22 protein-coding genes and 1 pseudogene are annotated in these 23,181 nt (G+C 59.5%); 15 read left to right on the top strand and 8 right to left on the bottom strand.

Translation table 11 applies throughout. The features are described 5' to 3' along the window. The first annotated feature begins 169 nt into the window (after positions 1 to 169). From phaC (NHU87_RS07300) to NHU87_RS07315, 4 genes are all read left to right on the top strand, one after another. On the top strand, positions 170 to 1,849 hold the full coding sequence (gene phaC, locus NHU87_RS07300; RefSeq protein WP_253546982.1) for a class II poly(R)-hydroxyalkanoic acid synthase: 1,680 nt from the start codon (positions 170 to 172) through the stop codon (positions 1,847 to 1,849). A 134-nt stretch (positions 1,850 to 1,983) separates the two neighbouring features. Beyond that, a complete protein-coding gene (gene phaZ, locus NHU87_RS07305; RefSeq protein WP_253546984.1) occupies positions 1,984 to 2,838 on the top strand; it encodes a poly(3-hydroxyalkanoate) depolymerase in 855 nt (284 codons plus the stop codon). A gap of 130 nt (positions 2,839 to 2,968) precedes the next feature. Further along, complete coding sequence (phaC, locus tag NHU87_RS07310) at positions 2,969 to 4,651, top strand: class II poly(R)-hydroxyalkanoic acid synthase (RefSeq protein ID WP_253546986.1); 1,683 nt, start codon at positions 2,969 to 2,971, stop codon at positions 4,649 to 4,651. Between the two features lie 58 nt (positions 4,652 to 4,709). Continuing rightward, positions 4,710 to 5,327, top strand: a complete 618-nt coding sequence (locus tag NHU87_RS07315) for a TetR/AcrR family transcriptional regulator (protein ID WP_048396070.1) — start codon at positions 4,710 to 4,712, stop codon at positions 5,325 to 5,327. A gap of 256 nt (positions 5,328 to 5,583) precedes the next feature. On the opposite strand, the gene NHU87_RS07320 is transcribed toward NHU87_RS07315, so the two are convergent. The 3 genes from NHU87_RS07320 to NHU87_RS07330 all read right to left on the bottom strand — a co-directional run bounded on the left by NHU87_RS07320 (position 5,584) and on the right by NHU87_RS07330 (position 7,292). Continuing rightward, positions 5,584 to 6,360: a phasin family protein gene (locus NHU87_RS07320; protein WP_253546988.1), complete on the bottom strand. Its 777-nt coding sequence runs from the start codon at positions 6,358 to 6,360 to the stop codon at positions 5,584 to 5,586. A gap of 10 nt (positions 6,361 to 6,370) precedes the next feature. Further along, positions 6,371 to 6,793: a phasin family protein gene (locus NHU87_RS07325; protein WP_253546992.1), complete on the bottom strand. Its 423-nt coding sequence runs from the start codon at positions 6,791 to 6,793 to the stop codon at positions 6,371 to 6,373. A 223-nt stretch (positions 6,794 to 7,016) separates the two neighbouring features. Then, positions 7,017 to 7,292, bottom strand: a complete 276-nt coding sequence (locus tag NHU87_RS07330; protein ID WP_253546995.1) for a polyhydroxyalkanoic acid system family protein — start codon at positions 7,290 to 7,292, stop codon at positions 7,017 to 7,019. 153 nt (positions 7,293 to 7,445) lie between these two features. Here NHU87_RS07330 and ubiE point away from each other — a divergent pair, with 153 nt between their 5' ends. The 11 genes and pseudogenes from ubiE (at position 7,446) to NHU87_RS28580 (ending at position 15,682) form a co-directional block, all read left to right on the top strand. Beyond that, entirely contained in the window at positions 7,446 to 8,216 is a 771-nt protein-coding gene (gene ubiE / locus NHU87_RS07335; RefSeq protein WP_008005057.1) for a bifunctional demethylmenaquinone methyltransferase/2-methoxy-6-polyprenyl-1,4-benzoquinol methylase UbiE, read from the top strand. Continuing rightward, positions 8,216 to 8,839 (top strand): ubiquinone biosynthesis accessory factor UbiJ, encoded by a 624-nt coding sequence (locus NHU87_RS07340; protein ID WP_253546998.1) that lies wholly within the window; start codon positions 8,216 to 8,218, stop codon positions 8,837 to 8,839. The genes ubiE and NHU87_RS07340 overlap by 1 nt, the downstream gene beginning before the upstream one ends. Further along, a complete protein-coding gene (gene ubiB / locus NHU87_RS07345) occupies positions 8,836 to 10,440 on the top strand; it encodes a ubiquinone biosynthesis regulatory protein kinase UbiB (protein ID WP_253547002.1) in 1,605 nt (534 codons plus the stop codon). The genes NHU87_RS07340 and ubiB overlap by 4 nt, the downstream gene beginning before the upstream one ends. Before the next feature lie 90 nt (positions 10,441 to 10,530). Then, a complete protein-coding gene (gene hisI, locus NHU87_RS07350; protein WP_007899278.1) occupies positions 10,531 to 10,932 on the top strand; it encodes a phosphoribosyl-AMP cyclohydrolase in 402 nt (133 codons plus the stop codon). After that, positions 10,925 to 11,257 (top strand): phosphoribosyl-ATP diphosphatase, encoded by a 333-nt coding sequence (locus NHU87_RS07355; protein WP_007899279.1) that lies wholly within the window; start codon positions 10,925 to 10,927, stop codon positions 11,255 to 11,257. Before hisI ends, NHU87_RS07355 begins: the two co-directional genes overlap by 8 nt. Positions 11,258 to 11,281: 24 nt before the next feature. Beyond that, positions 11,282 to 11,554: a twin-arginine translocase TatA/TatE family subunit gene (locus tag NHU87_RS07360; RefSeq protein WP_253547005.1), complete on the top strand. Its 273-nt coding sequence runs from the start codon at positions 11,282 to 11,284 to the stop codon at positions 11,552 to 11,554. Between the two features lie 10 nt (positions 11,555 to 11,564). Beyond that, positions 11,565 to 12,017 carry a Sec-independent protein translocase protein TatB gene (tatB, locus tag NHU87_RS07365; RefSeq protein WP_253547007.1) on the top strand — a complete coding sequence of 151 codons (453 nt, stop codon included), beginning with the start codon at positions 11,565 to 11,567 and terminating at the stop codon, positions 12,015 to 12,017. Then, positions 12,014 to 12,808, top strand: a complete 795-nt coding sequence (gene tatC / locus NHU87_RS07370; protein ID WP_253547010.1) for a twin-arginine translocase subunit TatC — start codon at positions 12,014 to 12,016, stop codon at positions 12,806 to 12,808. Before tatB ends, tatC begins: the two co-directional genes overlap by 4 nt. Beyond that, positions 12,805 to 13,512: a 16S rRNA (uracil(1498)-N(3))-methyltransferase gene (locus tag NHU87_RS07375; protein ID WP_253547013.1), complete on the top strand. Its 708-nt coding sequence runs from the start codon at positions 12,805 to 12,807 to the stop codon at positions 13,510 to 13,512. The genes tatC and NHU87_RS07375 overlap by 4 nt, the downstream gene beginning before the upstream one ends. Before the next feature lie 253 nt (positions 13,513 to 13,765). After that, positions 13,766 to 14,824, top strand: a pseudogene (locus NHU87_RS28575) (methyl-accepting chemotaxis protein); the annotation flags it as partial. Between the two features lie 144 nt (positions 14,825 to 14,968). Next, complete coding sequence (locus tag NHU87_RS28580; protein ID WP_437180825.1) at positions 14,969 to 15,682, top strand: methyl-accepting chemotaxis protein; 714 nt, start codon at positions 14,969 to 14,971, stop codon at positions 15,680 to 15,682. A gap of 289 nt (positions 15,683 to 15,971) precedes the next feature. Here the strand turns inward: NHU87_RS28580 and mdoH are convergent, their stop codons facing one another. From mdoH to NHU87_RS07405, 5 genes are all read right to left on the bottom strand, one after another. After that, the gene (gene mdoH, locus NHU87_RS07385) at positions 15,972 to 18,542 is read right to left on the bottom strand and encodes a glucans biosynthesis glucosyltransferase MdoH (protein ID WP_253547016.1); all 2,571 of its coding nucleotides are present in this window, start codon (positions 18,540 to 18,542) and stop codon (positions 15,972 to 15,974) included. Continuing rightward, positions 18,535 to 20,337 (bottom strand): glucan biosynthesis protein G, encoded by a 1,803-nt coding sequence (locus NHU87_RS07390; protein WP_253547019.1) that lies wholly within the window; start codon positions 20,335 to 20,337, stop codon positions 18,535 to 18,537. The genes mdoH and NHU87_RS07390 overlap by 8 nt, the downstream gene beginning before the upstream one ends. A 321-nt stretch (positions 20,338 to 20,658) precedes the next feature. Beyond that, positions 20,659 to 21,096: a D-aminoacyl-tRNA deacylase gene (gene dtd / locus NHU87_RS07395; RefSeq protein WP_253547022.1), complete on the bottom strand. Its 438-nt coding sequence runs from the start codon at positions 21,094 to 21,096 to the stop codon at positions 20,659 to 20,661. Further along, positions 21,093 to 22,064 carry a prolyl aminopeptidase gene (gene pip, locus NHU87_RS07400; RefSeq protein ID WP_253547024.1) on the bottom strand — a complete coding sequence of 324 codons (972 nt, stop codon included), beginning with the start codon at positions 22,062 to 22,064 and terminating at the stop codon, positions 21,093 to 21,095. The genes dtd and pip overlap by 4 nt, the downstream gene beginning before the upstream one ends. A 115-nt stretch (positions 22,065 to 22,179) precedes the next feature. Next, the gene (locus NHU87_RS07405) at positions 22,180 to 23,100 is read right to left on the bottom strand and encodes an alpha/beta hydrolase (RefSeq protein WP_253547026.1); all 921 of its coding nucleotides are present in this window, start codon (positions 23,098 to 23,100) and stop codon (positions 22,180 to 22,182) included. Positions 23,101 to 23,181: the final 81 nt, after the last annotated feature.

A 23,181-nucleotide genomic window follows, 5' to 3' on the forward strand; every position in this document is an offset into this window, starting at 1 on the left:
AAAAAATTAAACTCGGGTAACCAATGGAGCTGGCAAGTTCCGTGCAGTGCTCTCTGAACTAAAAAGCAGCGATGCGCAATTTACAGTCACCCGAGCAGTAGTACCTGGCGTACTGTGTGACTACACAGCTGGGCTCAGGTACTCGTCTCAGGACAATGGAGCGTCGTAGATGAGTAACAAGCTTAACGATGACTTGAAATTTCAGGCTTCGGAAAACACCTTGGGGCTGAATCCTGTTGTTGGACTACGTAGAAAGGATCTCTTGGGCTCTGCCCGCATGGTGCTGAGCCAGGCCATCAGACAACCCATCCACAGTGCCAGGCATGTCGCCCATTTCGGCATCGAACTCAAGAACGTGCTGCTCGGAAAATCCGAGCTTCAACCGCAAAGTGATGACCGTCGCTTCCTTGATCCGGCCTGGAGCCAGAACCCGCTCTATAAGCGTTATTTGCAAACTTATCTGGCGTGGCGCAAGGAGCTTCACGCGTGGATCGATGACAGCAGCCTCTCGCCCAAGGACGTCGCTCGCGGTCATTTCGTGATTAACCTCATGACCGAAGCCATGGCCCCGACCAACACGGCGGCCAACCCGGCAGCGGTCAAACGCTTCTTCGAAACCGGTGGCAAGAGCCTGCTCGACGGCCTCTCCCACCTGGCCAAGGATCTGGTGCACAACGGCGGCATGCCGAGCCAGGTCAACATGGGCGCGTTCGAAGTCGGCAAGAGTCTGGGCGTGACGGAAGGCGCAGTGGTGTTTCGCAACGACGTGCTGGAGTTGATCCAGTACCGACCGATCACCGAGCAGGTGCATGAGCGCCCGCTGCTGGTAGTGCCGCCACAGATCAACAAGTTCTACGTTTTCGACCTGAGCCCGGACAAGAGCCTGGCGCGCTTCTGCCTGCGCAACAACGTGCAGACGTTTATCGTCAGCTGGCGCAACCCGACCAAGGAGCAGCGCGAGTGGGGTCTGTCGACCTACATCGAAGCGCTCAAGGAAGCGGTCGATGTCGTCACCGCGATTACCGGCAGCAAAGACGTGAACATGCTCGGTGCCTGCTCCGGCGGCATCACCTGCACCGCCCTGCTGGGCCACTACGCAGCGATCGGCGAGAAGAAGGTCAACGCCCTCACCCTGCTGGTCAGCGTGCTGGACACCACCCTGGACAGCGATGTGGCCCTGTTCGTCGATGAGCAAACCCTCGAAGCCGCCAAACGCCATTCCTACCAGGCCGGTGTGCTGGAAGGTCGCGACATGGCGAAAGTCTTCGCCTGGATGCGCCCCAACGACCTGATCTGGAACTACTGGGTCAACAACTACCTGCTGGGTAATGAGCCGCCGGTTTTCGACATCCTGTTCTGGAACAATGACACCACCCGGTTGCCGGCGGCATTCCATGGCGACCTGATCGAGATGTTCAAAAACAACCCATTGATCCGCCCCGAGGCACTGGAAGTGTGCGGCACCGCGATCGACCTCAAGCAGGTGACGGCCGACATCTTTTCCCTGGCCGGTACCAACGATCACATCACCCCGTGGAAGTCCTGCTACAAATCCGCGCAACTGTTCGGCGGCAAGGTCGAGTTTGTGCTGTCCAGCAGCGGGCACATCCAGAGCATTCTGAACCCTCCGGGCAATCCGAAAGCGCGCTACATGACCAGCACCGACATGCCGGTCAAAGCCGAAGAATGGATGGAAAACTCCACCAAGCACACCGATTCCTGGTGGTTGCATTGGCAGGCGTGGCAGGCCGAGCGTTCGGGCAAACTGAAAAAGTCCCCCGCCAACCTTGGCAACAAGGCCTATCCGGCGGGTGAAGCGTCGCCGGGCACTTACGTGCATGAACGTTGAGCCTCAAATAACTCGCAGTCCGCGGCACTGGGAGGTGCCGCGATTTCTACCCATTACTCTCGAGGCCAGCCTCGAACATTCTGCGACGGCCCGGGACGGCTCGATCAGCGTTTAAAACCTACAGGGCTCCGTGCATGCCGCAACCGTTCGTCTTTCGTACCGTCAACCTGGATGGCCAGACCCTCCGCACCGCGGTACGCCCCGGCAAGCCTCACTTGACGCCCTTGCTGATTTTCAACGGCATCGGCGCCAACCTGGAGCTGATATTCCCGTTCGTCCAGGCGCTGGATCCGGACCTGGAAGTTATCGCCTTCGACGTTCCCGGCGTCGGCGGCTCATCGACGCCCAACCGCCCCTATCGCTTTTCGAGCCTGGCGAAACTCACGGCGCGAATGCTCGACTATCTCGATTACGGGCAAGTCAACGTGATTGGCGTGTCATGGGGTGGCGCCCTGGCGCAGCAGTTCGCCCATGACTATCCCGAGCGCTGCAAGAAACTGGTACTGGCGGCCACGGCAGCCGGCACCGTGATGGTGCCGGGCAAGCCGAAAGTACTGTGGATGATGGCCAGCCCACGGCGCTACATCCAGCCATCTCATGTGATTCGTATTGCACCGATGATTTATGGCGGCTCGTTCCGTCGCGATCCGACCCTGGCAGCCAGTCACGCCGCCAGGGTCCGCTCGGCAGGCAAACTCGGTTACTACTGGCAGCTGTTCGCCGGCCTCGGCTGGACCAGCATTCACTGGCTGCACAAGATCAACCAGCCAACTTTGGTGTTGGCCGGCGACGACGATCCACTGATCCCGCTGATCAACATGCGCATGTTGGCCTGGCGAATTCCCAACGCCCAATTACACATCATCGACGACGGCCATCTGTTTTTGATTACCCGTGCCGAAGCGGTGGCACCGATCATCATGAAGTTTCTTGAGGAGGAACGTCAGCGCGCAGTAATGCATCCGCATCCGGCGCCATCGGGCGGTTAACCGACCCCGGTTTTTTGTTTATAAAAAGGAGTCGGCAGGAGGCCGTGCCGCGCAACAACCCGCAACAACGTCTATGGTGTTTTGTTCGGGTGTGTTTGTTTTTGGCCTGATGACGAAGGAGTGTTAACTCATGCGCGACAAACCAGCGAAGGGCTCTTTGCCCACTCCCGCTGCATTCATCAATGCTCAGAGTGCGATTACCGGTCTGCGCGGCCGGGACTTGCTTTCGACCTTGCGCAGCCTGGCCACCCACGGCCTGCGCAACCCGGTGTATACGGCCCGGCATGCCTTGAAGCTGGGCGGCCAGTTGGGCCGTGTCCTGTTGGGTGAAACCCTGCACCCGACCAACCCGCAGGACAGTCGCTTTGCCGACCCGACGTGGAGCCTCAATCCTTTTTATCGCCGTAGCCTGCAGGCCTACCTGAGCTGGCAGAAAGAAGTCAAAAGCTGGATCGACGAAAGCAACATGAGCCCGGAGGATCGTGCCCGCGCCCACTTCGCCTTTGCCTTGATCAATGATGCCATGGCGCCCTCCAACACCCTGCTCAATCCGCTGGCGATCAAGGAAATCTTCAACACCGGCGGCAGCAGCCTGGTCCGGGGCATTGGCCATTTGCTCGACGACCTCCTACACAACGACGGCCTTCCAAGACAAGTCACCAAACAAGCATTCGAGGTGGGCAAAACGATCGCCACCACCACCGGCTCCGTGGTGTTTCGCAATGAGCTGCTGGAGCTGATCCAGTACAAGCCGATGAGCGAAAAACAGTATTCCAAACCCTTGCTGATCGTGCCGCCACAGATCAACAAGTACTACATTTTCGATTTGAGCCCCAACAATAGCTTCGTCCAGTTCGCCCTTAAAAACGGCTTGCAGACCTTCATTATAAGCTGGCGCAATCCCGATGTGCGTCATCGCGAATGGGGGTTGTCGTCTTATGTCGAAGCCACCGAAGAAGCGATGAATGTGTGCCGGGCAATCACCGGCGCTCGCGAGGTCAACCTGATGGGGGCCTGTGCCGGCGGGCTGACCATTGCCGCATTGCAAGGGCATTTGCAGGCCAAGCGACAGCTACGACGGGTGTCCAGCGCGACCTACCTGGTCAGCATGCTCGACAGCCAGATAGACAGCCCGGTCACCCTCTTCGCCGACGAACAGACGCTGGAAGCCGCCAAGCGCCGCTCGTATCAGAAGGGCGTTCTGGAAGGTCGTGACATGGCCAGGGTGTTTGCCTGGATGCGTCCCAACGATTTGATCTGGAATTACTTCGTCAATAACTACCTGATGGGCAAGGAGCCGCCAGCGTTCGACATCCTCTACTGGAACAATGACAACACGCGCCTGCCGGCGGCGTTTCATGGCGATCTGCTGGACTTCTTCAAGCACAACCCGCTGAGTCATCCAGGCGGTCTGGAAGTGTGCGGCACGCCGATTGACCTGCAGAAAGTCACTGTCGACAGTTTCAGCGTGGCGGGCATGAATGATCACATCACCCCGTGGGATGCAGTGTATCGCTCGACATTGCTGCTGGGTGGCGAGCGGCGTTTTGTACTGTCCAATAGCGGTCATGTGCAGAGCATTCTCAACCCGCCCCACAATCCGAAAGCCAACTACGTCGAGAATCCGAAACTGAGCAGCGACCCACGGGCCTGGTATTACGACGCCAAGCGCGTCGACGGTAGTTGGTGGACGCAATGGCTGAGCTGGATTCAGGAACGCTCCGGCGCACAACACGAAACCCGGATGGCCCTCGGCAACCAGAACTATCCACCGATGGAGGCAGCACCCGGTACTTACGTGCGCGTGCGCTGACGTTCAACGAACCACGGCCGACAATGGCCGTGGCATGACTCGACATTAAGAAGACTGGATGAAAACCCGCGACCGGATTCTCGAATGTGCCCTGCAGTTGTTCAATCAGAAGGGCGAACCGAATGTGTCCACAATGGAAGTGGCCAACGAAATGGGCATCAGCCCAGGCAATCTCTACTACCACTTCCACGGCAAGGAACCGCTGATCCTCGGGTTGTTCGAGCGCTTCCAGGCCGAGTTGACGCCCTTGCTCGATCCGCCGTCCGATGTGGAACTGGCGCCCGACGATTACTGGCTGTTCCTGCACCTGATCATCGAACGCCTGGCCCATTACCGGTTTCTGTTCCAGGACCTGTCGAACCTTGCCGGCCGCCTGCCGAAACTGGCCAAGGGGATACGCAACCTGCTCAACGCGTTGAAGCGCACGCTGGCTTCATTGCTGGCACAGTTGAAAGCTCAAGGTCAGTTGGTCAGTGACACCCAGGCGCTGGGGCAACTGGTGGAACAAATCACCATGACGTTGCTGTTCTCGCTGGACTATCAGCGAATTCTCGACCGTGAAGGTGAAGTGCGACTGGTGGTTTATCAGATCATGATGCTGGTGGCGCCGCATTTGCTACCGCCGATCAAGGTTGCGACCGAGCGGTTGGCGTTGCAGTACCTCGAAGAGCATTAAGATCAAAAGATCGCAGCCTTCGGCAGCTCCTACAGGTGTACGCAATCCCCTGTAGGAGCTGCCGAAGGCTGCGATCTTTTTTCGACAAGCGACCCAAATCTTGAATCTTCAAAACAAAAACGCCCGACCTTCGCAGGCCGGGCTTGATCGTTCCCATGCTCCGCGTGGGAATGCAGCCGGTGACGCTCTGCGTCACAGCCACAATGGACGCGGAGCGTCCGGTGAGGCATTCCCACGCGAAGCGTGGGAATGATCATCAGGACTGACTGGTTGGCGTCGACAGAGCCGGCGCGGCAGTCTGGGTTACAGCAGGGGTCGGCGCAGCGGCGGAGTTCGCCGTGCTCACCGGGGTTGCCGGTTTGGCGGCAGCCGCTGCTGGCTTCGGTGCAGCCGCTTTCGGGGCTGCCGGTTTTCTCACTGCTGGCTTCTTGGCTGCAGGCTTCTTCGCTGCGGCAGGTTTGGCCGCTGCGGTTTTAGCTGCAGGTTTTGCGGCCGCTTTGGCTGCAGGTTTCGCTGCTGCAGTTTTGGTCGCCGGTTTAGCAGCAGCCTTGGCCAATGGTTTGGCAGTGCTTTTGGTTGCTGGTTTGGCTGCCGCGGTTTTCGCCGCAACAGGCGCAACCTTCGCACCGGTGAGTTTTTCGATTTGCTTGGTCAGGGTATCGACCTTGCTGTGCAGTGCCTTGACTTCATTGCGGCTCGGTACACCCAGGCGCGAAATGGCGCTGTTCAGACGCTTGTCGAAAGCCCCTTCCAGCTCATCCCATTTGCCCAGTGCACGATCTTTCACGCCGCTGATGCGCGACTTGGCCGACGAAGCGGAGTCCTTGGCAGCATCGACTTTCTTGCCGACGGCGCTCTTGGTGAGCTTCTCGGCTTTCTCGCCGTCCTTAACCAATGTATCGAAGAGCTTGCTGCCGTCAGTATCAATCTTCGAGTACACGCCTAAACCAGCCAGCCAGATCTTGCGGGAGTAGTCTTCGACCTTCCCGATCCACGAGCTGCCTTCTTTTTCAGTATTCTTTTTACCAGCCATCCCGTTCTCCTTAAGATTTACGCGCGACACGTTCGAGCAATGCCGTCAGCTCATCGAGCTTAGCAGAGAGTGTCTCAACGTCATGTTTAGACGGAATGCCGATACGATTCAAGGCGCTTGCGATACGCGTATCGAAAGCCCGCTCGACCTTATCGAGTTGAAGTTCGACTTTGCCTTTGAAAGTGCTCACTTCACTCTTGGCTTCATCGATTTCGGCATTGGCCGCTTCGAGTTTCTCATCGATGACTTTTTTACCTTTGTTTTCAACAGCTTGACCAGCCTTGATCAACTCTTGAACGTACTCGCCACCCTCTTGGCCGACCCTGGTATAAGCACCCAGGCCTGCCAGCCAGATCTTGCGGGCATACGATTTGACGTCGCCAAGTGCGTTAGTCTCAACATCGACTTTTTTCTTCAGAATAACTTTGGCCATGGTGCACCTCACGCGCAGAAGGGTCGAGGAACTGCCCGCATCGAGTCGGGCTCAGGCACAAAGTAGTGAGAATAATTAGAAACGGCACCCTAACAAGTGACACAAATCGGTGATGCCTGATGGAAAAGATCGCAGCCTCGTTTCACTCGACAGCTCCTACAAAAGACGGCGGCGTACACCTGTAGGAGCTGTCGAGTGAAACGAGGCTGCGATCTTTTCGGTCTCACACCAACGCTTTATCCAAAGCCCTTTCGATTTCCGATTTGATGGTGCCGCTCATGGCGGACATCAACAGGCCCAGTTCGACATCGACCTTGATCGAGTCCTCGCCCACATACACCGCCCCTTTTACACCCGAGCGTGTGAGATTCAGGGTGTCGCCGGACCACTGCGGTTCCAGACCATATTGTTCGGACAGTTTCTGCGCCAACTTGTCGGCCTTCTCGCGGGCCGCTTCCTTACCCAGGCCGTGGGTACGCTCAACACTGATACGGGCCATCGAATGACTCCTGCTTTATGAATACTTCCTGAAGATCTTGACCGTTACTGCGTCAAAACGTCCCGGTGATTGCCTATCTTACCTTCAGCCTTGCCAAGACAAAGCAGGCCACCGGGATTAGAATGTCCCGCATTCTCTTTTGGTGACAGCGATATGACTGATCAGCGCAAAGGCAGCGATGCCGAACCCACCACTCACTTCGGCTTCAAAAACGTTCCGGAAAGCCAGAAAGCGGAAAAAGTCGCTGAGGTGTTCCACTCGGTAGCCGCCAAGTATGACCTGATGAACGACCTCCTGTCGGGCGGCATGCACCGTCTGTGGAAGCGTTTCGCGATCGAGCTGTCGGGCGTGCGCACCGGTAATCGCGTGCTGGATATCGCCGGCGGCACTGGCGACCTGACCCGCAAGTTCTCGCACCTCGTTGGCCCGACTGGCCAAGTCGTGTTGGCCGACATCAACGAATCCATGCTCAAGGTCGGTCGTGACCGCCTGCTGGATCTGGGTGTGTCCGGCAACGTTGAATTCGTCCAGGCCGATGCTGAAAAGCTGCCGTTCCCGGACAACCATTTCGATTGCGTCACCATCGCCTTCGGCCTGCGCAACGTGACGCATAAAGAAGACGCCCTGCGCTCGATGCTGCGCGTGCTGAAACCGGGCGGCCGTTTGCTGGTGCTGGAGTTCTCCAAGCCGACCAATGCGCTGATGTCCAAAGCCTACGACGCCTATTCGTTCGCCTTCATGCCGTTGATGGGCAAGTTGATCACCAATGATTCGGAAAGCTATCGCTACCTGGCCGAATCGATCCGCATGCACCCGAATCAGGAAACCCTGAAGTCGATGATGGTGGAGGCCGGTTTCGATCGCGTGACCTATCACAACATGACTGCAGGCATCGTCGCCTTGCACCGCGGCATCAAGCCCTGATGTTGCTGGCCGGCCTGCTTGCCAGCGTTGAGCTCGGCCTGAACCGGGTGCTGCGTCTAGACAGCACGGCGCTGCCGCGGCTGGCGCATTTGAGTGGCAAGGTGATTGCCGTCGACTGCCGCAACCCGGCACTGCAACTGTTCATCTTGCCCAGCGATGAAGGCCTGATGCTCGCCTCCCAGTGGGAAACCGGTGCCGACTGCACCTTGCGCGCACCGGCCTCAAGCCTGCTGAAATTGGCGATGAACAAGGACAAGACCTCGGTCCTGCATGACCCTGAAGTCGAACTCGACGGCGACAGCGGCGTGCTGCTGGAACTGGCGGCGATCCTTCAGGACCTCGAACTGGACTGGGAGTACGAACTCTCGCGCTGGCTCGGACCTGTGGCCACGCAACTGGTCGGCGGTCATCTGCGCAGTCGCGCACGCTGGTATCAGCAAGGGTTCGCCAGCCTGAACCAGAACCTGGGCGAATACCTGGCCGAAGAATCGCGCGCCCTCGTCGGCCAGCACGAAGCTGACGCCCGTTTTAATGAACTGGACCAGATCAAGCTCGATCTGGAACGTCTCGAGGCGCGTTTCGAGCGCCTTTTCCGATCCCTCGACCCAAGCGATAACGCATGAAGCTGCTTGCCGTCCGCCGTTTGTTGCGCATCCAGCGCGTTGTGATCCGCTACCGCCTCGATGACTTGCTGTTCGCCCTGCCACTGCCCTGGTTTTTGCTGGCGCTGCGCTATGCCTTGCCGTGGCGCTGGTTCCCGCGCAAGACGCTGGACCTGAGCCGTGGCGCGCGATTGCGCCTGGCGTTGCAGGACCTGGGGCCGATTTTCATCAAGTTCGGCCAGATCCTTTCGACGCGCCGTGACCTGCTGCCCGAAGACATCGCCGATGAACTGATGAAGCTGCAGGACCGCGTGCCGCCGTTCGACTCGCAAGTGTCGATCCGGCTGATCGAAGAGCAGCTCGGCAAAAAAATCAGTGAAGTCTTCAGCCGTTTCGACGTTGAACCGCTGGCCTCGGCCTCGGTGGCGCAAGTGCATGCCGCGCAGCTGAAAACTGGTGAAGAAGTCGTCGTCAAAGTGATCCGCCCGGGTCTCAAACCGATCATTGCCCAAGATCTGGCGTGGCTGTTCATTCTTGCCCGCGCCGCGGAAAAGCTCTCGGCAGATGCTCGCTTGCTGCACCCGGTGGACGTGGTCAGCGATTACGAAAAAACCATCTACGACGAACTCGACCTGCTGCGCGAGGCGGCTAACGCCAGCCAGCTGAAACGCAATTTCGAAGGTTCGCCGCTGCTCTATGTGCCGCAAGTCTATTGGGACTGGTGCCGGCCGAAAGTACTGGTGATGGAGCGTATCTACGGGATTCAGGTCACCGACCTCGCGACCCTGGCCGACCAGCGCACCGACATGAAAATGCTCGCCGAGCGTGGCGTGGAGATCTTCTTCACCCAAGTGTTCCGCGACAGCTTCTTCCACGCCGACATGCACCCCGGCAACATCTTCGTCAGCACCGTGCAACCGTGGAGTCCGCAGTACATTGCGATCGACTGCGGCATCGTCGGCAGCCTGACCCCGGAAGACCAGGACTATCTGGCGCGCAACCTGTTCGCGTTCTTCAAGCGTGATTATCGCCGTGTCGCGCAGCTACACATCGATTCGGGCTGGGTGCCGGCGGAAACCAAACTCAACGAATTCGAAGCCGCGATCCGTACCGTGTGCGAGCCGATCTTCGAAAAACCGTTAAAAGATATTTCCTTCGGCCAGGTGCTGATGCGCCTGTTCCAGACCGCTCGACGCTTCAACATGGAAGTGCAGCCGCAGTTGGTGTTGCTGCAAAAAACCCTGTTGAACATCGAAGGCCTGGGCCGTCAGCTGTATCCGGACCTCGATCTGTGGAACACCGCCCAGCCGTTCCTCGAACGCTGGATGCGCGAGCGCGTCAGCCCCAAAGCCTTGTTAGGCAACGTGCAGAGCCAATTCGAGCAGATCCCGCATCTGGCCAACATGGCCCGTGACCTGCTCGAACGCATGTCTCAGCCCCACGCCAACGACCCGCCGCCCCCTTGGCACAAGCGCAAGGACGACTGGTTCCTGCGGTTGCTCGGCACCGCTCATTTGACCGGTGGCACGATACTCGCCGCCGGTGGCCCGCTGAATGAACTGGGGCATTGGCCCGCCGCAATCATGGTGGCGGTCGGTTTGTATCTGGTCGTTCGCCGATAGCCAGTCGCGCCACACGCTGGCACACTGTTTCAACGCTGAATTGAACGTCGGTCTCAACTATTGAAGTAGGGCCCGCTGTCGGAGTCGAAGATGAAAAACTGGCTGGACGAGATCAAGTGGGACGCCGATGGCCTGGTGCCGGCGATTGCCCAGGATCACAAGACCGGACGCGTCCTGATGATGGCCTGGATGAATCGCGAAGCGCTGGAATTGACCGCTGCCGAGAACCGTGCCATTTACTGGTCACGTTCCCGTGGCAAGCTGTGGCGCAAAGGCGAAGAGTCCGGCCACGTGCAAACCCTGCATGAGATGCGCCTGGACTGTGACGCTGACGTGATCATCCTGATGGTTGAGCAGATCGGCGACATCGCCTGCCATACCGGCCGTCAGAGCTGTTTCTACCGCGTCTTCGAGAACGGCGACTGGAAAACCGTCGACCCGGTTCTGAAAGACCCGCACGCTATCTACTCCGCAGGACACACCCATGAGTGACACCCTGACCCGTCTGGCCCAGGTGCTGGAAGAGCGCAAAGGCGCTGCCGCCGACAGCTCGTATGTCGCCAGTCTGTACCACAAGGGCTTGAACAAGATTCTGGAAAAAGTCGGCGAAGAGTCGGTCGAAACCATCATTGCCGCCAAGGATGCCGCCATCAGCGGTGACTGCAGCGATGTGATCTACGAGACCGCCGATTTGTGGTTCCACAGCATGGTCATGCTCGCCCAACTGGGGCAGCATCCACAGGCTGTGCTCGATGAACTGGACCGTCGCTTCGGTCTTTCCGGACACGCCGAGAAAGCCTCTCGCCCGTCCGCCTGAACAATTATCAGAGAGGAACGCAACATGGGTATTTTTGACTGGAAACACTGGGTCGTCATCCTGGTTGTCGTGGTGCTGGTGTTCGGCACCAAGAAACTGAAAAACCTCGGCACTGACGTGGGCGAGTCGATCAAGGGCTTTCGCAAGGCCATGAACGATGAAGACAAGCCCGCTGACCCGACGGTGACCCCGGCCCAACCGGTACCGCCGGTTCAGCCACAGGCTTCTGTGAACCAGCCGCACACCATCGACGTGCAGGCGCAAAAAGTCGAAGAGCCGACCCGCAAAGACTCGTGAGCACTGACTAATGTTTGGTATCAGCTTCTCTGAACTGCTGCTCGTCGGCCTCGTCGCCCTGCTGGTGCTGGGGCCCGAGCGTCTGCCGGGTGCTGCGCGCACCGCCGGCCTGTGGGTCGGGCGGCTGAAACGCAGCTTCAACGCGATCAAACAGGAAGTTGAACGTGAAATCGGTGCCGACGAGATCCGCCGGCAACTGCACAACGAGCACATTCTGTCCCTGGAGCAGGAGGCGCGGAAGATCTTCACGCCAACTCAACAGGAGCCGACGCCGGTTGAACCTGTGGCGGAGCAGACGATTCATGCTCCGATGGCAGAAGCTGCACCTGCCGCTGCACCGACGGAAACGGTGAAAGCTGTTGAACCGGCGCCGGTTGTCGCGTCCGTAGAACCCGTTGCTCCTGCCGTCGCGCCGACAACGCCGGCCCCTCACGACACCACTTTGCCGCCGCGAGTCTCATGAGCGATCTCCCCGAAAACGACCAGCACATGCCGCTGGTTTCGCACCTCACCGAGTTGCGCACTCGCCTGCTGCGTTGTGTCGTGGCGGTGTTCATCATTTTTGCCGGGCTGTTTGCCTTCACCCAGCAGATCTACACCTTCGTCTCCACGCCGCTACGCCAGTACCTGCCGGCTGGCGCGACGATGATCGCCACCGACGTGTCGTCGCCGTTCCTGACGCCGCTGAAACTGACCATGATGGTCTCGCTGTTCCTGGCGATTCCGGTGATCCTGCATCAGATCTGGGGCTTTATCGCGCCGGGCCTGTACAAGCATGAGAAGCGCATCGCGGTGCCGTTGTTGGTATCCAGCATTATGCTGTTCTACACCGGCATGGCCTTCGCCTATTTCCTGGTGTTCCCGCTGATCTTCAAGTTCTTCGCCGCCGCCACCCCGGCCGGCGTGGAAATGATGACCGACATCACCAGCTACCTCGATTTCGTCATGACGCTGTTTTTCGCCTTCGGCGTGGCGTTCGAGATTCCCGTGGCCGTGGTGCTGCTGGTGTGGATCGGCGTGGTCAACGTTGCCTACCTGAGGAAAATCCGTCCGTACGTGATCATCGGCTGCTTCGTGGTCGGCATGATCCTGACGCCGCCGGACATTTTCTCGCAGACGCTGTTGGCCGTACCGATGTGGTTGCTGTTCGAGATCGGCATCCTGTTTGGCGGCCTGATCAGCAAGCGCGGCGAGCACCCGGACGACCAGCCGGCTGACGATCACAACGACCAGCCGCCAGCGACTCAAGCGTGAACCTGCTGCTCCTCGAAGAGGCCGACTTCATTGCAGCCGACCGGGCGATCCTGCGCGATCGCCGGTTGACTCATATGCAGGAAGTCCATCGTTCCGTTGTTGGCGACAGCCTGCGGGTCGGGCGTATCGGCGGCTTGATGGGCTCGGCCGAATTGCTGCGCCTGGACGCCGATGAAGCCGAGTTGCACGTCACCCTCGACCAGCCGCCACCGGCCAAGCTGCCACTGACTCTGGTGCTGGCCCTGCCCCGTCCGAAAATGCTCCGTCGGGTGTTTCAGACCGTGGCCGCCATGGGTGTGCCGCGAATCGTGCTGGTGAACAGCTATCGCGTCGAGAAGAGCTTCTGGCAAACCCCGTTCCTGGAGCCGGAAGCGATTCGCGAGCAGTTGATCCTGGGTCTTGAACAGGCCCGGGACAGCGTGCTGCCGGAAATCGTCATCGAGAAACGCTTCAAGCCTTTTGTCGAAGATCGTCTGCCGGCCATTACCGAAGGCACCCTTGGTCTGGTCGGTCATCCCGGTAACTACCCGCCCTGCCCTCGTGGCCTGGACGAGCCCGTGACCCTGGCCATCGGCCCCGAAGGCGGCTGGATTCCCTACGAAATCGACTTGCTGGGCAAGGCCGGTCTGCAACCGGTGCAACTCGGCGAGCGCATCCTGCGGGTCGAAACTGCCGTCACCGCGCTGCTCTCGCGGTTGTTCTAACTGCACACTCCCTGTAGCAGCTGGCGAAGCCTGCGTTCGGCTGCGAAGCAGTCGTAAAATCCGGCACCGCGGTCTTTCAGGTTGGCCGCGTGTAACTGTTTGACGACTGCTTCGCAGCCGAACGCAGGCTTCGCCAGCTGCTACAAGGAATGCGTTTACCGTGAGGTCTGTGCCCACAGCGCCTACAGAATGCCATCTGCCTGCCGATACAGTTCCCATAAAACCAATTGATGGTTGCGAGGGGAGTTGCAGCATGTACCGTTGGCTAGCCGAGAAACTGGGAAACGTAAGCGTCAATCGCAAACTGGGTGTCGGCTTCGGTCTGGTGCTGCTTCTGACCTTGTTGATCACCTTCACCGGCTGGACCGGCTTGAGCGGTGTGATAAGCCGTGGCGATACGCTTGGGTTTATTTCCAGCCTCAATGAGCTGACCAAAGACCTGCGCCTCGCCCGTCTGGATTACGACATGCGCCGTGGCGAACAAGGCCCGGGCGCCGTCAACGAGCTGATCGGCCAACTCGATACCGGCCTGAAAACCGCTCGCACACTGATCGAACAGCCTGCCGACGTGGCGATGATCGACCAGCAATTGGCCGCGGTCAGCGAGTACAAACGCGCCTTCGCTGATATGACTCAGGCCACCGCCACCCGCGAAGATGCTCGCAGCAAACTGGGCGCCACCGCCGATAACGCCGTGGCCCGTGTCGCTGAAGTCGAAAACACGTTATTGCAAGGCGACAGCGTCGCTCGGTTCAACAGCGTGATCGACCTGAGCAAGCTGATCCAGCAAGCGCGTTTCCAGGTCCGCGGTTACACCTACAGCGGCAAACCCGAGGCAGAACAGCCTGCGCTGGACGCCATCGGCAACGCGCTGAAAAACCTCGAAAGCCTGCCGTCTCAACTGCCGGAACAACACATCGCCAACCTGCAACAGGCGAGCGACTCACTCAAAGCCTATCGCGCGGCTGTCAGCCAGTTCCGCGACTCCCAAGTCGCCAGCGCCGCAGCCCTCAAGCGCATGAGCGCGCAAGGCGACATTCTGCTCGACCTCAGCAAAAAGCTCACCGCCTCGCAAACCGTCGTGCGTGACACCGATGCAGCGCAGGCCAAAAACCTGCTGCTGATGGCCACCGTCCTGGCGGCAGCCTTTGGTTTATTCGCGGCCTGGGCCATCACTCGCCAGATCGTCATTCCCCTGAGCCAGACCCTCAAGGTGGCCGAACGTATCGCCGCGGGCGACCTGACTCACAACCTGACGTCCGAACGCCAGGACGAACTGGGTCAGCTACAGCGTGCCATGCAGAGCATGACCCTGGGCCTGCGGGAACTGATCGGTGGCATTAGCGATGGCGTGACTCAAATCGCCAGCGCCGCTGAAGAGCTGTCCGCCGTCACCGAACAGACCAGCGCCGGGGTCAACAGCCAAAAGGTCGAAACCGATCAGGTGGCCACCGCCATGCATGAAATGACCGCCACTGTGCAGGAAGTCGCGCGCAACGCCGAGGAAGCGTCCGAAGCCGCCGTCGCCGCCGACCAACAGGCCCGCGAGGGCGATCGGGTGGTCGGCGAAGCCATCGCCCAGATCGAGCGCCTGGCCGTCGAAGTCGGCAACTCCACTGCCGCCATGGGCGACCTGAAGCGCGAAAGTGACAAGATCGGCAGCGTGCTCGACGTGATCAAGTCCGTGGCCCAGCAAACCAACCTGCTGGCGCTCAACGCTGCCATCGAAGCTGCCCGCGCTGGTGAAGCCGGGCGCGGTTTTGCCGTGGTCGCTGACGAAGTCCGCAGCCTGGCCCAGCGCACCCAGAAGTCCACCGAAGAAATCGAAGAGCTGATCGTCGGCCTGCAGACCGGCACTCAGCAAGTCGCGACCATCATGGACAACAGCCGCAGCCTGACCGACAGCAGCGTCGAACTGACTCGCCGCGCCGGTAGCTCGTTGGAAAGCATCACTCGCACCGTGTCGGCAATTCAGTCGATGAACCAGCAGATCGCCGCCGCTGCCGAGCAACAGAGTGCAGTAGCTGAAGAGATCAACCGCAGCGTGCTGAACGTGCGTGATGTGTCGGAGCAGACCTCGGCCGCCAGTGAAGAGACCGCGGCCTCCAGCGTCGAGCTGGCGCGGTTGGGGACGCATTTGCAAATGCTGGTGGGGCGATTCAAGGTTTGAACTGATGCGGGTATCCCGGTTCGCTTGAAACCGGGGTGATGCCCTCGCGGGCTCGCCCTAATGCCAGTCAGTTAAGCGAGTAAGCCGCTTTTCTGTAGGAGCCAGGCTTGCCGGCGAAGGTGTCCTTAAGAACGCCTTCGCCGGCAAGCCTGGCTCCTACAGGTCCGATTTGCCCTTAACTGACTGGCATTAGGGCTTGCCCGCTTCCACAAGGTCCGCGCCGAACACAAACGTTGTCTTCAATCAGATCATCAGCCCAAAAAAAACCCCGCTTTCGCGGGGTTTTTCATTAGGCCAACTGAGGCTGCACGCTCACAGGCTTGAGCGGCAAAAGCGGCGCATGGGGATCGGCATCCACCGATGTGCGCCAGGCTTGTAGCCACTCGGCGTGGCCTTCGTTCCAGACCTGCTCATGCAAGCGACCCAGTGCCACCGGATCACTCAGCAGGGCCACGCGCTCGTTGTTGGTCAGCCCGGCAGGCCCGACCTTCATCGCATGGCGAACCCGCTCGATGCGCAGCCATTCGATCGGCTCGGCCTGACGGTGACGGGACGTCGCCAGCGCACACGCCAAAGCGTTCTGCTGAGGATCGACCACCGACCGGACGAAGCCGTCGTTCAGTGCATGCCAACGGTTTTCGTGGGTGTACTGATCGGTCGCCAGCAACTCCTGTGGCGGAGAATATTCCTCAGGAATCAGGAACAGGCTTTCGTCACGGGACTTGAGGCCCAGACCGACACGACTGGAGATCACCGATACCGGGATCGACAGCATCAGCGAACCGACAATCGGCACCAGCCACCAGAGGAAGCTCGGGTTCAGCCAGATCACCAGCAGCGCCCAGAAAAAGCCCAGCAAGGTTTGTGGACCGTGGCGTTTTACCGCTTCACTCCACGGAGTGGAGTCGTCGTCACGTTGCGGCGAGTTCCAGGTCGCGGCCCAGCCGAGGAACGCGGCAAGTACGAAACGGGTGTGGAAAATCATCCGTACCGGCGCCAGCAGCATGGAGAACAACATCTCCAGCAGCATCGACAGCGTCACCTTGAACTTGCCACCAAACTCTTTCGCGCCCTTGTTCCAGATCAGGATGATGCTCAGCAACTTCGGCAGGAACAGCAGCACGATGGTCGTCGAGAACAACGCAATTGCCTTGTCCGGCTGCCATTGTGGCCACAGTGGATAGAGCTGACGCGGTTCCAGGAAGTATTGCGGTTCCATCAACGTGTTGACCGCCAGCAAGGCCGTCGACAACACCAGGAACAAGAACCACAACGGCGCAGACAGGTACGACATCACGCCGGTCAGGAACACCGCACGGTGTACAGGGTGCATGCCCTTGACCAGGAACAGCCGGAAGTTCATCAGGTTGCCGTGGCACCAGCGACGGTCACGCTTGAGTTCGTCCAGCAGGTTCGGTGGCAGTTCTTCGTAGCTGCCCGGCAAGTCGTAGGCAATCCATACGCCCCAGCCGGCACGGCGCATCAGCGCAGCTTCGACGAAGTCGTGGGACAGAATCGCACCGGCAAACGCGCCTTTACCGGGCAATGGCGCCAGGGCGCAGTGCTCGATGAACGGCTTCATGCGGATAATCGCGTTGTGACCCCAGTAGTGAGATTCACCCAACTGCCAGAAGTGCAGACCGGCGGTGAACAGCGGACCGTACACACGGGTTGCGAACTGCTGCATACGCGCATAAAGGGTGTCCATGCCCGACGCACGCGGCGCGGTCTGGATGATCCCGGCGTCCGGCGTGGCTTCCATCAGGCGCACCAGACTGCTCAGGCATTCGCCGCTCATCACGCTGTCGGCGTCGAGCACGACCATGTACTTGTAGTCACCGCCCCAACGACGGCAGAAGTCGTCGAGGTTGCCGCTTTTACGTTTTACGCGGCGGCGACGGCGGCGATAGAAGATCTTGCCGAAGCCCTTGGCTTCGCGGCAGACGTCCAGCCAAGCCTGTTGCTCGGCGATGCAGATATCGGCGTCGTTACTGTCGCTGAGCACGAAAAAGTCGAAGCGATCCAGGTTACCCGAGGCCGCAACCGATTCGAAGGTCGCCCGCAAACCGGCGAACACCCGCGGCACGTCTTCGTTGCAGATTGGCATCACCAGTGCGGTGCGTGCGTCCTTGGCGATCGGCTCGTTGCCGGCGCTGGCGCCGGAAATGCGGTACTTGTCACGACCGGTGATCAACTCGAGAAAGCCCATCAGCGCGGTCCAGAAGCCCGCGGAGACCCAGCAGAACAGAATCCCGAACATGATCAGAATGCTGGTTTGCAAGGCATATGGCAGCACTTGCGTGGCGGTTTGGGTCAGCGGTTGATGCAGGACTTCTTCAAGATCGACGAACGACCAGCCCTGGTACGGCATGATGCCTTTCATGTACCAGCCGGCGACGATCGTCTGACCGAGCATCAGCACCAGAAGAATGTAGCGTCGGATCGAACCGACAGTGCGCCAGCGAGCCGCCGGCAGCACGTTTTCATCCTTCGGCGGGGCCGGCGGATTGGTGCGACCGGTCAGCCGACGCCAGCCACGCACCAGAATGTTGGTGCGCCACGGCTCGGGCACGACTTTGGTCCGACGGATCGGCGGGGTTGCCTTCAGGCAAACCCGACCACTGGCGTCGAGCACCAGCATTTCCGCATCCGCCAGTTCTTCGGCGGAGTTCAGGGTCAGGCGCCGGCCGACCGAGGCTTGAGCAGCCTCGGTCGGCGCGTCGAACGTCGAGGTCGACAGACGTTCGTGCAGTTCACTGAAAGACTTGCAGCCCGCGAGTTCCGCGCGCTGCTCGTCGCTCATCGGCAAATGCGCCAGGTACTCGGCAAGCGTTTGTGGCTGTACTTGTGAATTACTCATCGGCGGGCAACTGATAGCTCCAGGTCTCGGTCAGGACTTGTTCAGTCGGTACCGATTCCGTTGTGGCTGGGGCCGCTTCGGCAGCGACAGGCTGCTTGGCGTCATTGTTGTCCTTGTCCTTGGTATCCTTGACTTGCTGGGCTTGGGCGTGTGCTTCAGCCTGCTTGTCCTTCTTCTCCTGCTGGCGGGCGGCGATCTTGTCGGCCTTGGCAACGGAAGAACTGGACGCTGGCGCCGCGGTCTTGAGCGCCTCGGCAGGCGAGATGTTCTTGACCAGCGCAGCGCGCATTTCGGTGGCCTTGCTCGGATCCTTGATCTTCATCCGCAAAGTCAGGCGCCAGCCCTTGGTTTCAGGGTTGTAACGGACGCTGTTCTCGACCAGTTCTGCGTTGTCGCCAACACTCACCTGGCTGCGCACTTCGGCATCTTCCGGCAGGACTTGCAGGGACGGGCCTTCGAAATCCACCAGATAGGCCACGCTGCCGTCCGGCTGACGAATCAGGTTCGACTGCTTGACGTCACCGGTGGAACGCAGGGTCTGTTGAACCCAGGCGCTGTCCGGCGAATGCAGGGAGGCTTCGTCGAGGGTCCAGTGCATGCGGTAGGCAACGTCCAGGGACTGGCCAGGCTCAGGCAGTTTTTCCGGGCTCCAGAAAGCGACGATATTGTCGTTGGTTTCGTCGGCCGTAGGAATCTCTACCAGATCGACGGAGCCTTTACCCCAATCGCCTTTGGGTTCGATCCAGGCACTTGGGCGCTTGTCGTAGCGGTCATCGAGGTCTTCGTAGTGACTGAAGTCACGACCACGTTGCAGCAAGCCGAAACCGCGCGGGTTCTCGATCGAGAAGTTGCTCACGGACAGGTGTTTCGGATTGTTCAGTGGGCGCCAGATCCATTCGCCGTTGCCGGCGTGGATCGACAGGCCGCTGGAATCGTGCAGTTCGCGACGGTAGTTCAGCACTTTCGACGGCTGGTTAGCGCCGAACAGGAACATGCTGGTCAGCGGCGCAACGCCGAGTTTGGTGACCTTGTCACGCAGGAACATCCTGGCCTTGACGTCGACGACCGTGTCGCTGCCCGGACGCACGGTCAGGCGATAGGCACCGGTGGCACGCGGCGAATCCAGCAGGGCGAAGATCACCAGGTGCTTGTCGCCCGGCTTCGGCTGCTGGATCCAGAACTCGGTGAAGCGCGGGAACTCTTCGCCGGATGGCAAAGCGGTATCAATGGCCATGCCGCGAGCGGAGAGGCCGTAGGTCTGCCCCTTGCCGATGACGCGGAAGTAGCTCGCGCCGAGCATGGTCATGATTTCGTCTTGCTTGTCGGCCTTGTTGATCGGGTACAGCACACGGAAACCGGCATAACCCAGCTGTTCGGTGGCTTTAGGATCGAACTTCACGTCGCCGAAATCGAAACGACTTGGGTCGTATTTGATTTCTTCGACGGTGTTGGCCGTGATTTCGTTGATTTTCACCGGCGTATCGAAGTGCATACCCTGGTGATAGAACGAAAGCTTGAAGGGGGTTTTCTGGTTCGCCCATTCGGCTTTTTCCGTGAGGAACCGAATTTTTTGATAGTCCGCGAATTTCATCTCGCGAAATTCATTCGGCAGGTTACTGCGCGGGGCTTCGTACTTTTGCCCGGCCAGCTCTTTTGCCTTGACCGATACGTCATCCAGATTGAATGCCCAAAGTTGGCCCGCGCTGAACAGGCAGAGCAGTGCAGAACCTGCTACCAGAGCGCTTCGAAACCGTTTGGCAGACAATTTTGGTGCATTACAGGGACTAACAATCACGAGCAACCCTCGCCGAAAACAGATCAAAAAACCAACGGCCAGTTAAAGTGCCAGCACGGTGTGCGGTGGAAAAAAACCGACCCTGCGAACCACTCTTGCCAAGTTGGCGAGCATTGTTCCGACTCCTATGGGGCAAAATGATTCCCCAACAGGTACCGGACAAGTCTCTACCTAAGTCAAAACGGACCAACGAACGCTGATCCCCGTAGCGCGCGATTATCTAGTAGGCCGCGTTACAACGCATCAGGGGAAACCAAGTATTTATCGGGAAAAGACCCCGTTTTCAGCCGAAATGCCCTTAAAAAGATGTTTCAAGCGCTTTCACGTCTGTAACAGGAAGGTTACCGGGCCATCATTGACCAGGTGCACCTGCATATCCGCGCCGAATCTACCTGATGCCACAGTGCCATGCATCTGTTTCGCTTTGCCTGTTAGATAGTCGAACAGCTCCTCACCCAAATCCGGAGGAGCCGCAGTCGAAAAACTGGGGCGCAAGCCGTTTTTGGTGTCGGCGGCCAGGGTGAACTGCGAGACCAACAGCAACCCGCCGCCTACGTCCGCCAAGGACAGATTCATCTTGCCTTCGGCGTCACTGAATACTCGATAGTTAAGCAGTTTATGCAGAAGTTTGTCGGCGCTGACCCGAGTATCGTCGGGCTCGACTGCAACCAAAACCAGCAACCCCTGATCTATCGCGCCAACCACCTCCCCCGCAACCTCGACTCGCGCGCCACGCACGCGTTGCAGCAGGCCCTTCATGCTTCGTCAGGCGACAAGTCGAGCATACGACGGGCCATCAGATCAGCGGCGCGTACCAAGGCATCGGTGATACCTGTTTCGGACGCCGCATGGCCGGCGTCGCGAATCACCTGCAATTCGCTGTTCGGCCAGGCCTGATGCAGTTCCCAGGCGTTGTCCAACGGACAGATCACGTCGTAGCGACCATGGACAATAATGCCCGGCAGGTGGGCGATCTTGGCCATGTCACGAATCAGTTGGTTCGGCTCGAGGAAAGCATTGTTGGTGAAGTAGTGGCACTCGATACGGGCGATGGACAACGCACGCTGAGGCTCGGAGAAACGGTCGACCACCAGCGGATTCGGCCGCAGAGTGGCGGTGCGACCTTCCCACATGGACCAGGCCTTGGCCGCGTGCATCTGGGCGATCTGATCGTTGCCGACCAGGCGTTTATGGAACGCCGAGAGCAAGTCGTGACGTTCGTCCTGTGGGATCGGCGCGATGTAGTCCTGCCAGTAATCGGGAAACAGACGACTGGCGCCACACTGGTAGAACCACTCGATCTCCTGGGGACGGCAAAGAAAAATCCCGCGCAGAATCAAACCATGCACGCGCTCCGGATGGGTTTGCGCGTAGGCCAGGGCCAGGGTCGAACCCCAGGAGCCGCCGAACAGCACCCATTTGTCGATGCCCAGGTGTTTGCGAATCCGCTCGAGGTCGGCGACCAGATCCCAGGTGGTGTTGTTTTCCAGGCTGGCGTGGGGCGTGGAGCGACCACAACCGCGCTGGTCGAAGGTGACAATGCGATACAGGTTCGGATCAAAATACCGGCGGCTCTGGGCATCACACCCGGCGCCGGGGCCGCCGTGGATGAACACCACCGGCAAACCTTCCGGCGAACCGCTTTCGTCGACGTACAGCGTGTGGGTTTTATCGACGGCCAGATCGTGCCGGGCGTGGGGTTTGATCTGCGGGTACAAAGTCTGCATTGCGCGCTCCGTAAGGGGTCGAGGTCATCCCTGGGGGGACTTCTATTATTCTGCCGTCCGGCATCATAAACCCGAATTACTTCAATGAGCATGCCCCTTGCAGCGTCAGCGTTTGTCAGCCCGTCTTCTCAGCCAAATAGCCGAGCAGGGTTTTATAGAGTCGATCGACCTCGGCGGCCTGCCCCCGCGCCCGCAAACAGCCGTGAACCAGTCCCTCCCCGTAATAAAGCGTTGCGCTCACGCCTGCGGCGTTGAGTCGCTCGGCGTAAAGCACGCCGTCATCGCGCAGCGGGTCGAACTGCGCCACGGCGATCAACGCCGGCGGCAGACCGCTGAAATCGTCGGCAAGCAAGGGCATCGCATAGGCCGTCGGCCGGCGGATGCCGCCCAAGTACAACGCGTGATAGCAATCCAGATCGATGCTGCTGAGCAATGGCGCATCGGCGCATTCGCTGCGCGACGGCAATCGGTGATCGCCGCCCAGTCCCGGATAGATCAGAACTTGCGCGCATGGCACTGGCTCACCGGCATCGCGTAACGCGAGGCACAACGCAGCGGCGAGATTGCCGCCAGCGCTGTCGCCCGCCACCAGTGTCCGCGCAGGGTCGAGCTGAAACGGTCCTGTGCGCAACGCACGCCAGACACTCAGGCAGTCATCGAACGCCGCCGGAAACGGATGCTCCGGTGCCAGCCGATAATCGACGGCAATTACCAACACGCCGAGCAGCGACGCCAGTTCGGCGCAGATGAAGGCGTGGGAATCCAGATCCCCCACCACCCAACCGCCGCCGTGCAGGTACACAATGCACGGCCAACCGTTGGTCGATGGCGTGATCGGCGGTTGCCAGGAACGCACCGCTACGCCAGCCAATTGGAAGTCGACCACCTCAAACATAGTGGGAGGCGGCGGGGTAAATGCCCGGCACATCTCGCTGTAGGCCTGACGCAAACCGGTGAGGCTGCTGTCGGTGCTGTTGAAGCTGAGGGTTTTCTCGACGAAAGCCGCCATGTGTTCGGAGAGTGGATAAAAAGCCATGCCTGCAGTCAGCCAAATAGTGGAATGGGGGTCTGTGGCGAAGGGGCTTGCCGCAATTTAAGAACGACGGAAATCCTGTGG

Origin of the sequence: Pseudomonas mandelii, from assembly GCF_024138395.1 — a bacterium.
Classification (GTDB): Bacteria; Pseudomonadota; Gammaproteobacteria; order Pseudomonadales; family Pseudomonadaceae; genus Aquipseudomonas; species Aquipseudomonas mandelii_E.

Bases quoted from the DNA above. Each gene is read 5' to 3' on its own strand.
- phaC (WP_253546982.1), top strand. From the start codon at position 170: ATGAGTAACAAGCTTAACGATGACTTGAAATTTCAGGCTTCGGAAAAC.
- phaZ (WP_253546984.1), top strand. From the start codon at position 1,984: ATGCCGCAACCGTTCGTCTTTCGTACCGTCAACCTGGATGGCCAGACC.
- phaC (WP_253546986.1), top strand. From the start codon at position 2,969: ATGCGCGACAAACCAGCGAAGGGCTCTTTGCCCACTCCCGCTGCATTC.
- NHU87_RS07315 (WP_048396070.1), top strand. From the start codon at position 4,710: ATGAAAACCCGCGACCGGATTCTCGAATGTGCCCTGCAGTTGTTCAAT.
- NHU87_RS07320 (WP_253546988.1), bottom strand. From the start codon at position 6,360: ATGGCTGGTAAAAAGAATACTGAAAAAGAAGGCAGCTCGTGGATCGGG.
- NHU87_RS07325 (WP_253546992.1), bottom strand. From the start codon at position 6,793: ATGGCCAAAGTTATTCTGAAGAAAAAAGTCGATGTTGAGACTAACGCA.
- NHU87_RS07330 (WP_253546995.1), bottom strand. From the start codon at position 7,292: ATGGCCCGTATCAGTGTTGAGCGTACCCACGGCCTGGGTAAGGAAGCG.
- ubiE (WP_008005057.1), top strand. From the start codon at position 7,446: ATGACTGATCAGCGCAAAGGCAGCGATGCCGAACCCACCACTCACTTC.
- NHU87_RS07340 (WP_253546998.1), top strand. From the start codon at position 8,216: ATGTTGCTGGCCGGCCTGCTTGCCAGCGTTGAGCTCGGCCTGAACCGG.
- ubiB (WP_253547002.1), top strand. From the start codon at position 8,836: ATGAAGCTGCTTGCCGTCCGCCGTTTGTTGCGCATCCAGCGCGTTGTG.
- hisI (WP_007899278.1), top strand. From the start codon at position 10,531: ATGAAAAACTGGCTGGACGAGATCAAGTGGGACGCCGATGGCCTGGTG.
- NHU87_RS07355 (WP_007899279.1), top strand. From the start codon at position 10,925: ATGAGTGACACCCTGACCCGTCTGGCCCAGGTGCTGGAAGAGCGCAAA.
- NHU87_RS07360 (WP_253547005.1), top strand. From the start codon at position 11,282: ATGGGTATTTTTGACTGGAAACACTGGGTCGTCATCCTGGTTGTCGTG.
- tatB (WP_253547007.1), top strand. From the start codon at position 11,565: ATGTTTGGTATCAGCTTCTCTGAACTGCTGCTCGTCGGCCTCGTCGCC.
- tatC (WP_253547010.1), top strand. From the start codon at position 12,014: ATGAGCGATCTCCCCGAAAACGACCAGCACATGCCGCTGGTTTCGCAC.
- NHU87_RS28580 (WP_437180825.1), top strand. From the start codon at position 14,969: ATGCATGAAATGACCGCCACTGTGCAGGAAGTCGCGCGCAACGCCGAG.
- mdoH (WP_253547016.1), bottom strand. From the start codon at position 18,542: ATGAGTAATTCACAAGTACAGCCACAAACGCTTGCCGAGTACCTGGCG.
- dtd (WP_253547022.1), bottom strand. From the start codon at position 21,096: ATGAAGGGCCTGCTGCAACGCGTGCGTGGCGCGCGAGTCGAGGTTGCG.
- pip (WP_253547024.1), bottom strand. From the start codon at position 22,064: ATGCAGACTTTGTACCCGCAGATCAAACCCCACGCCCGGCACGATCTG.
- NHU87_RS07405 (WP_253547026.1), bottom strand. From the start codon at position 23,100: ATGGCTTTTTATCCACTCTCCGAACACATGGCGGCTTTCGTCGAGAAA.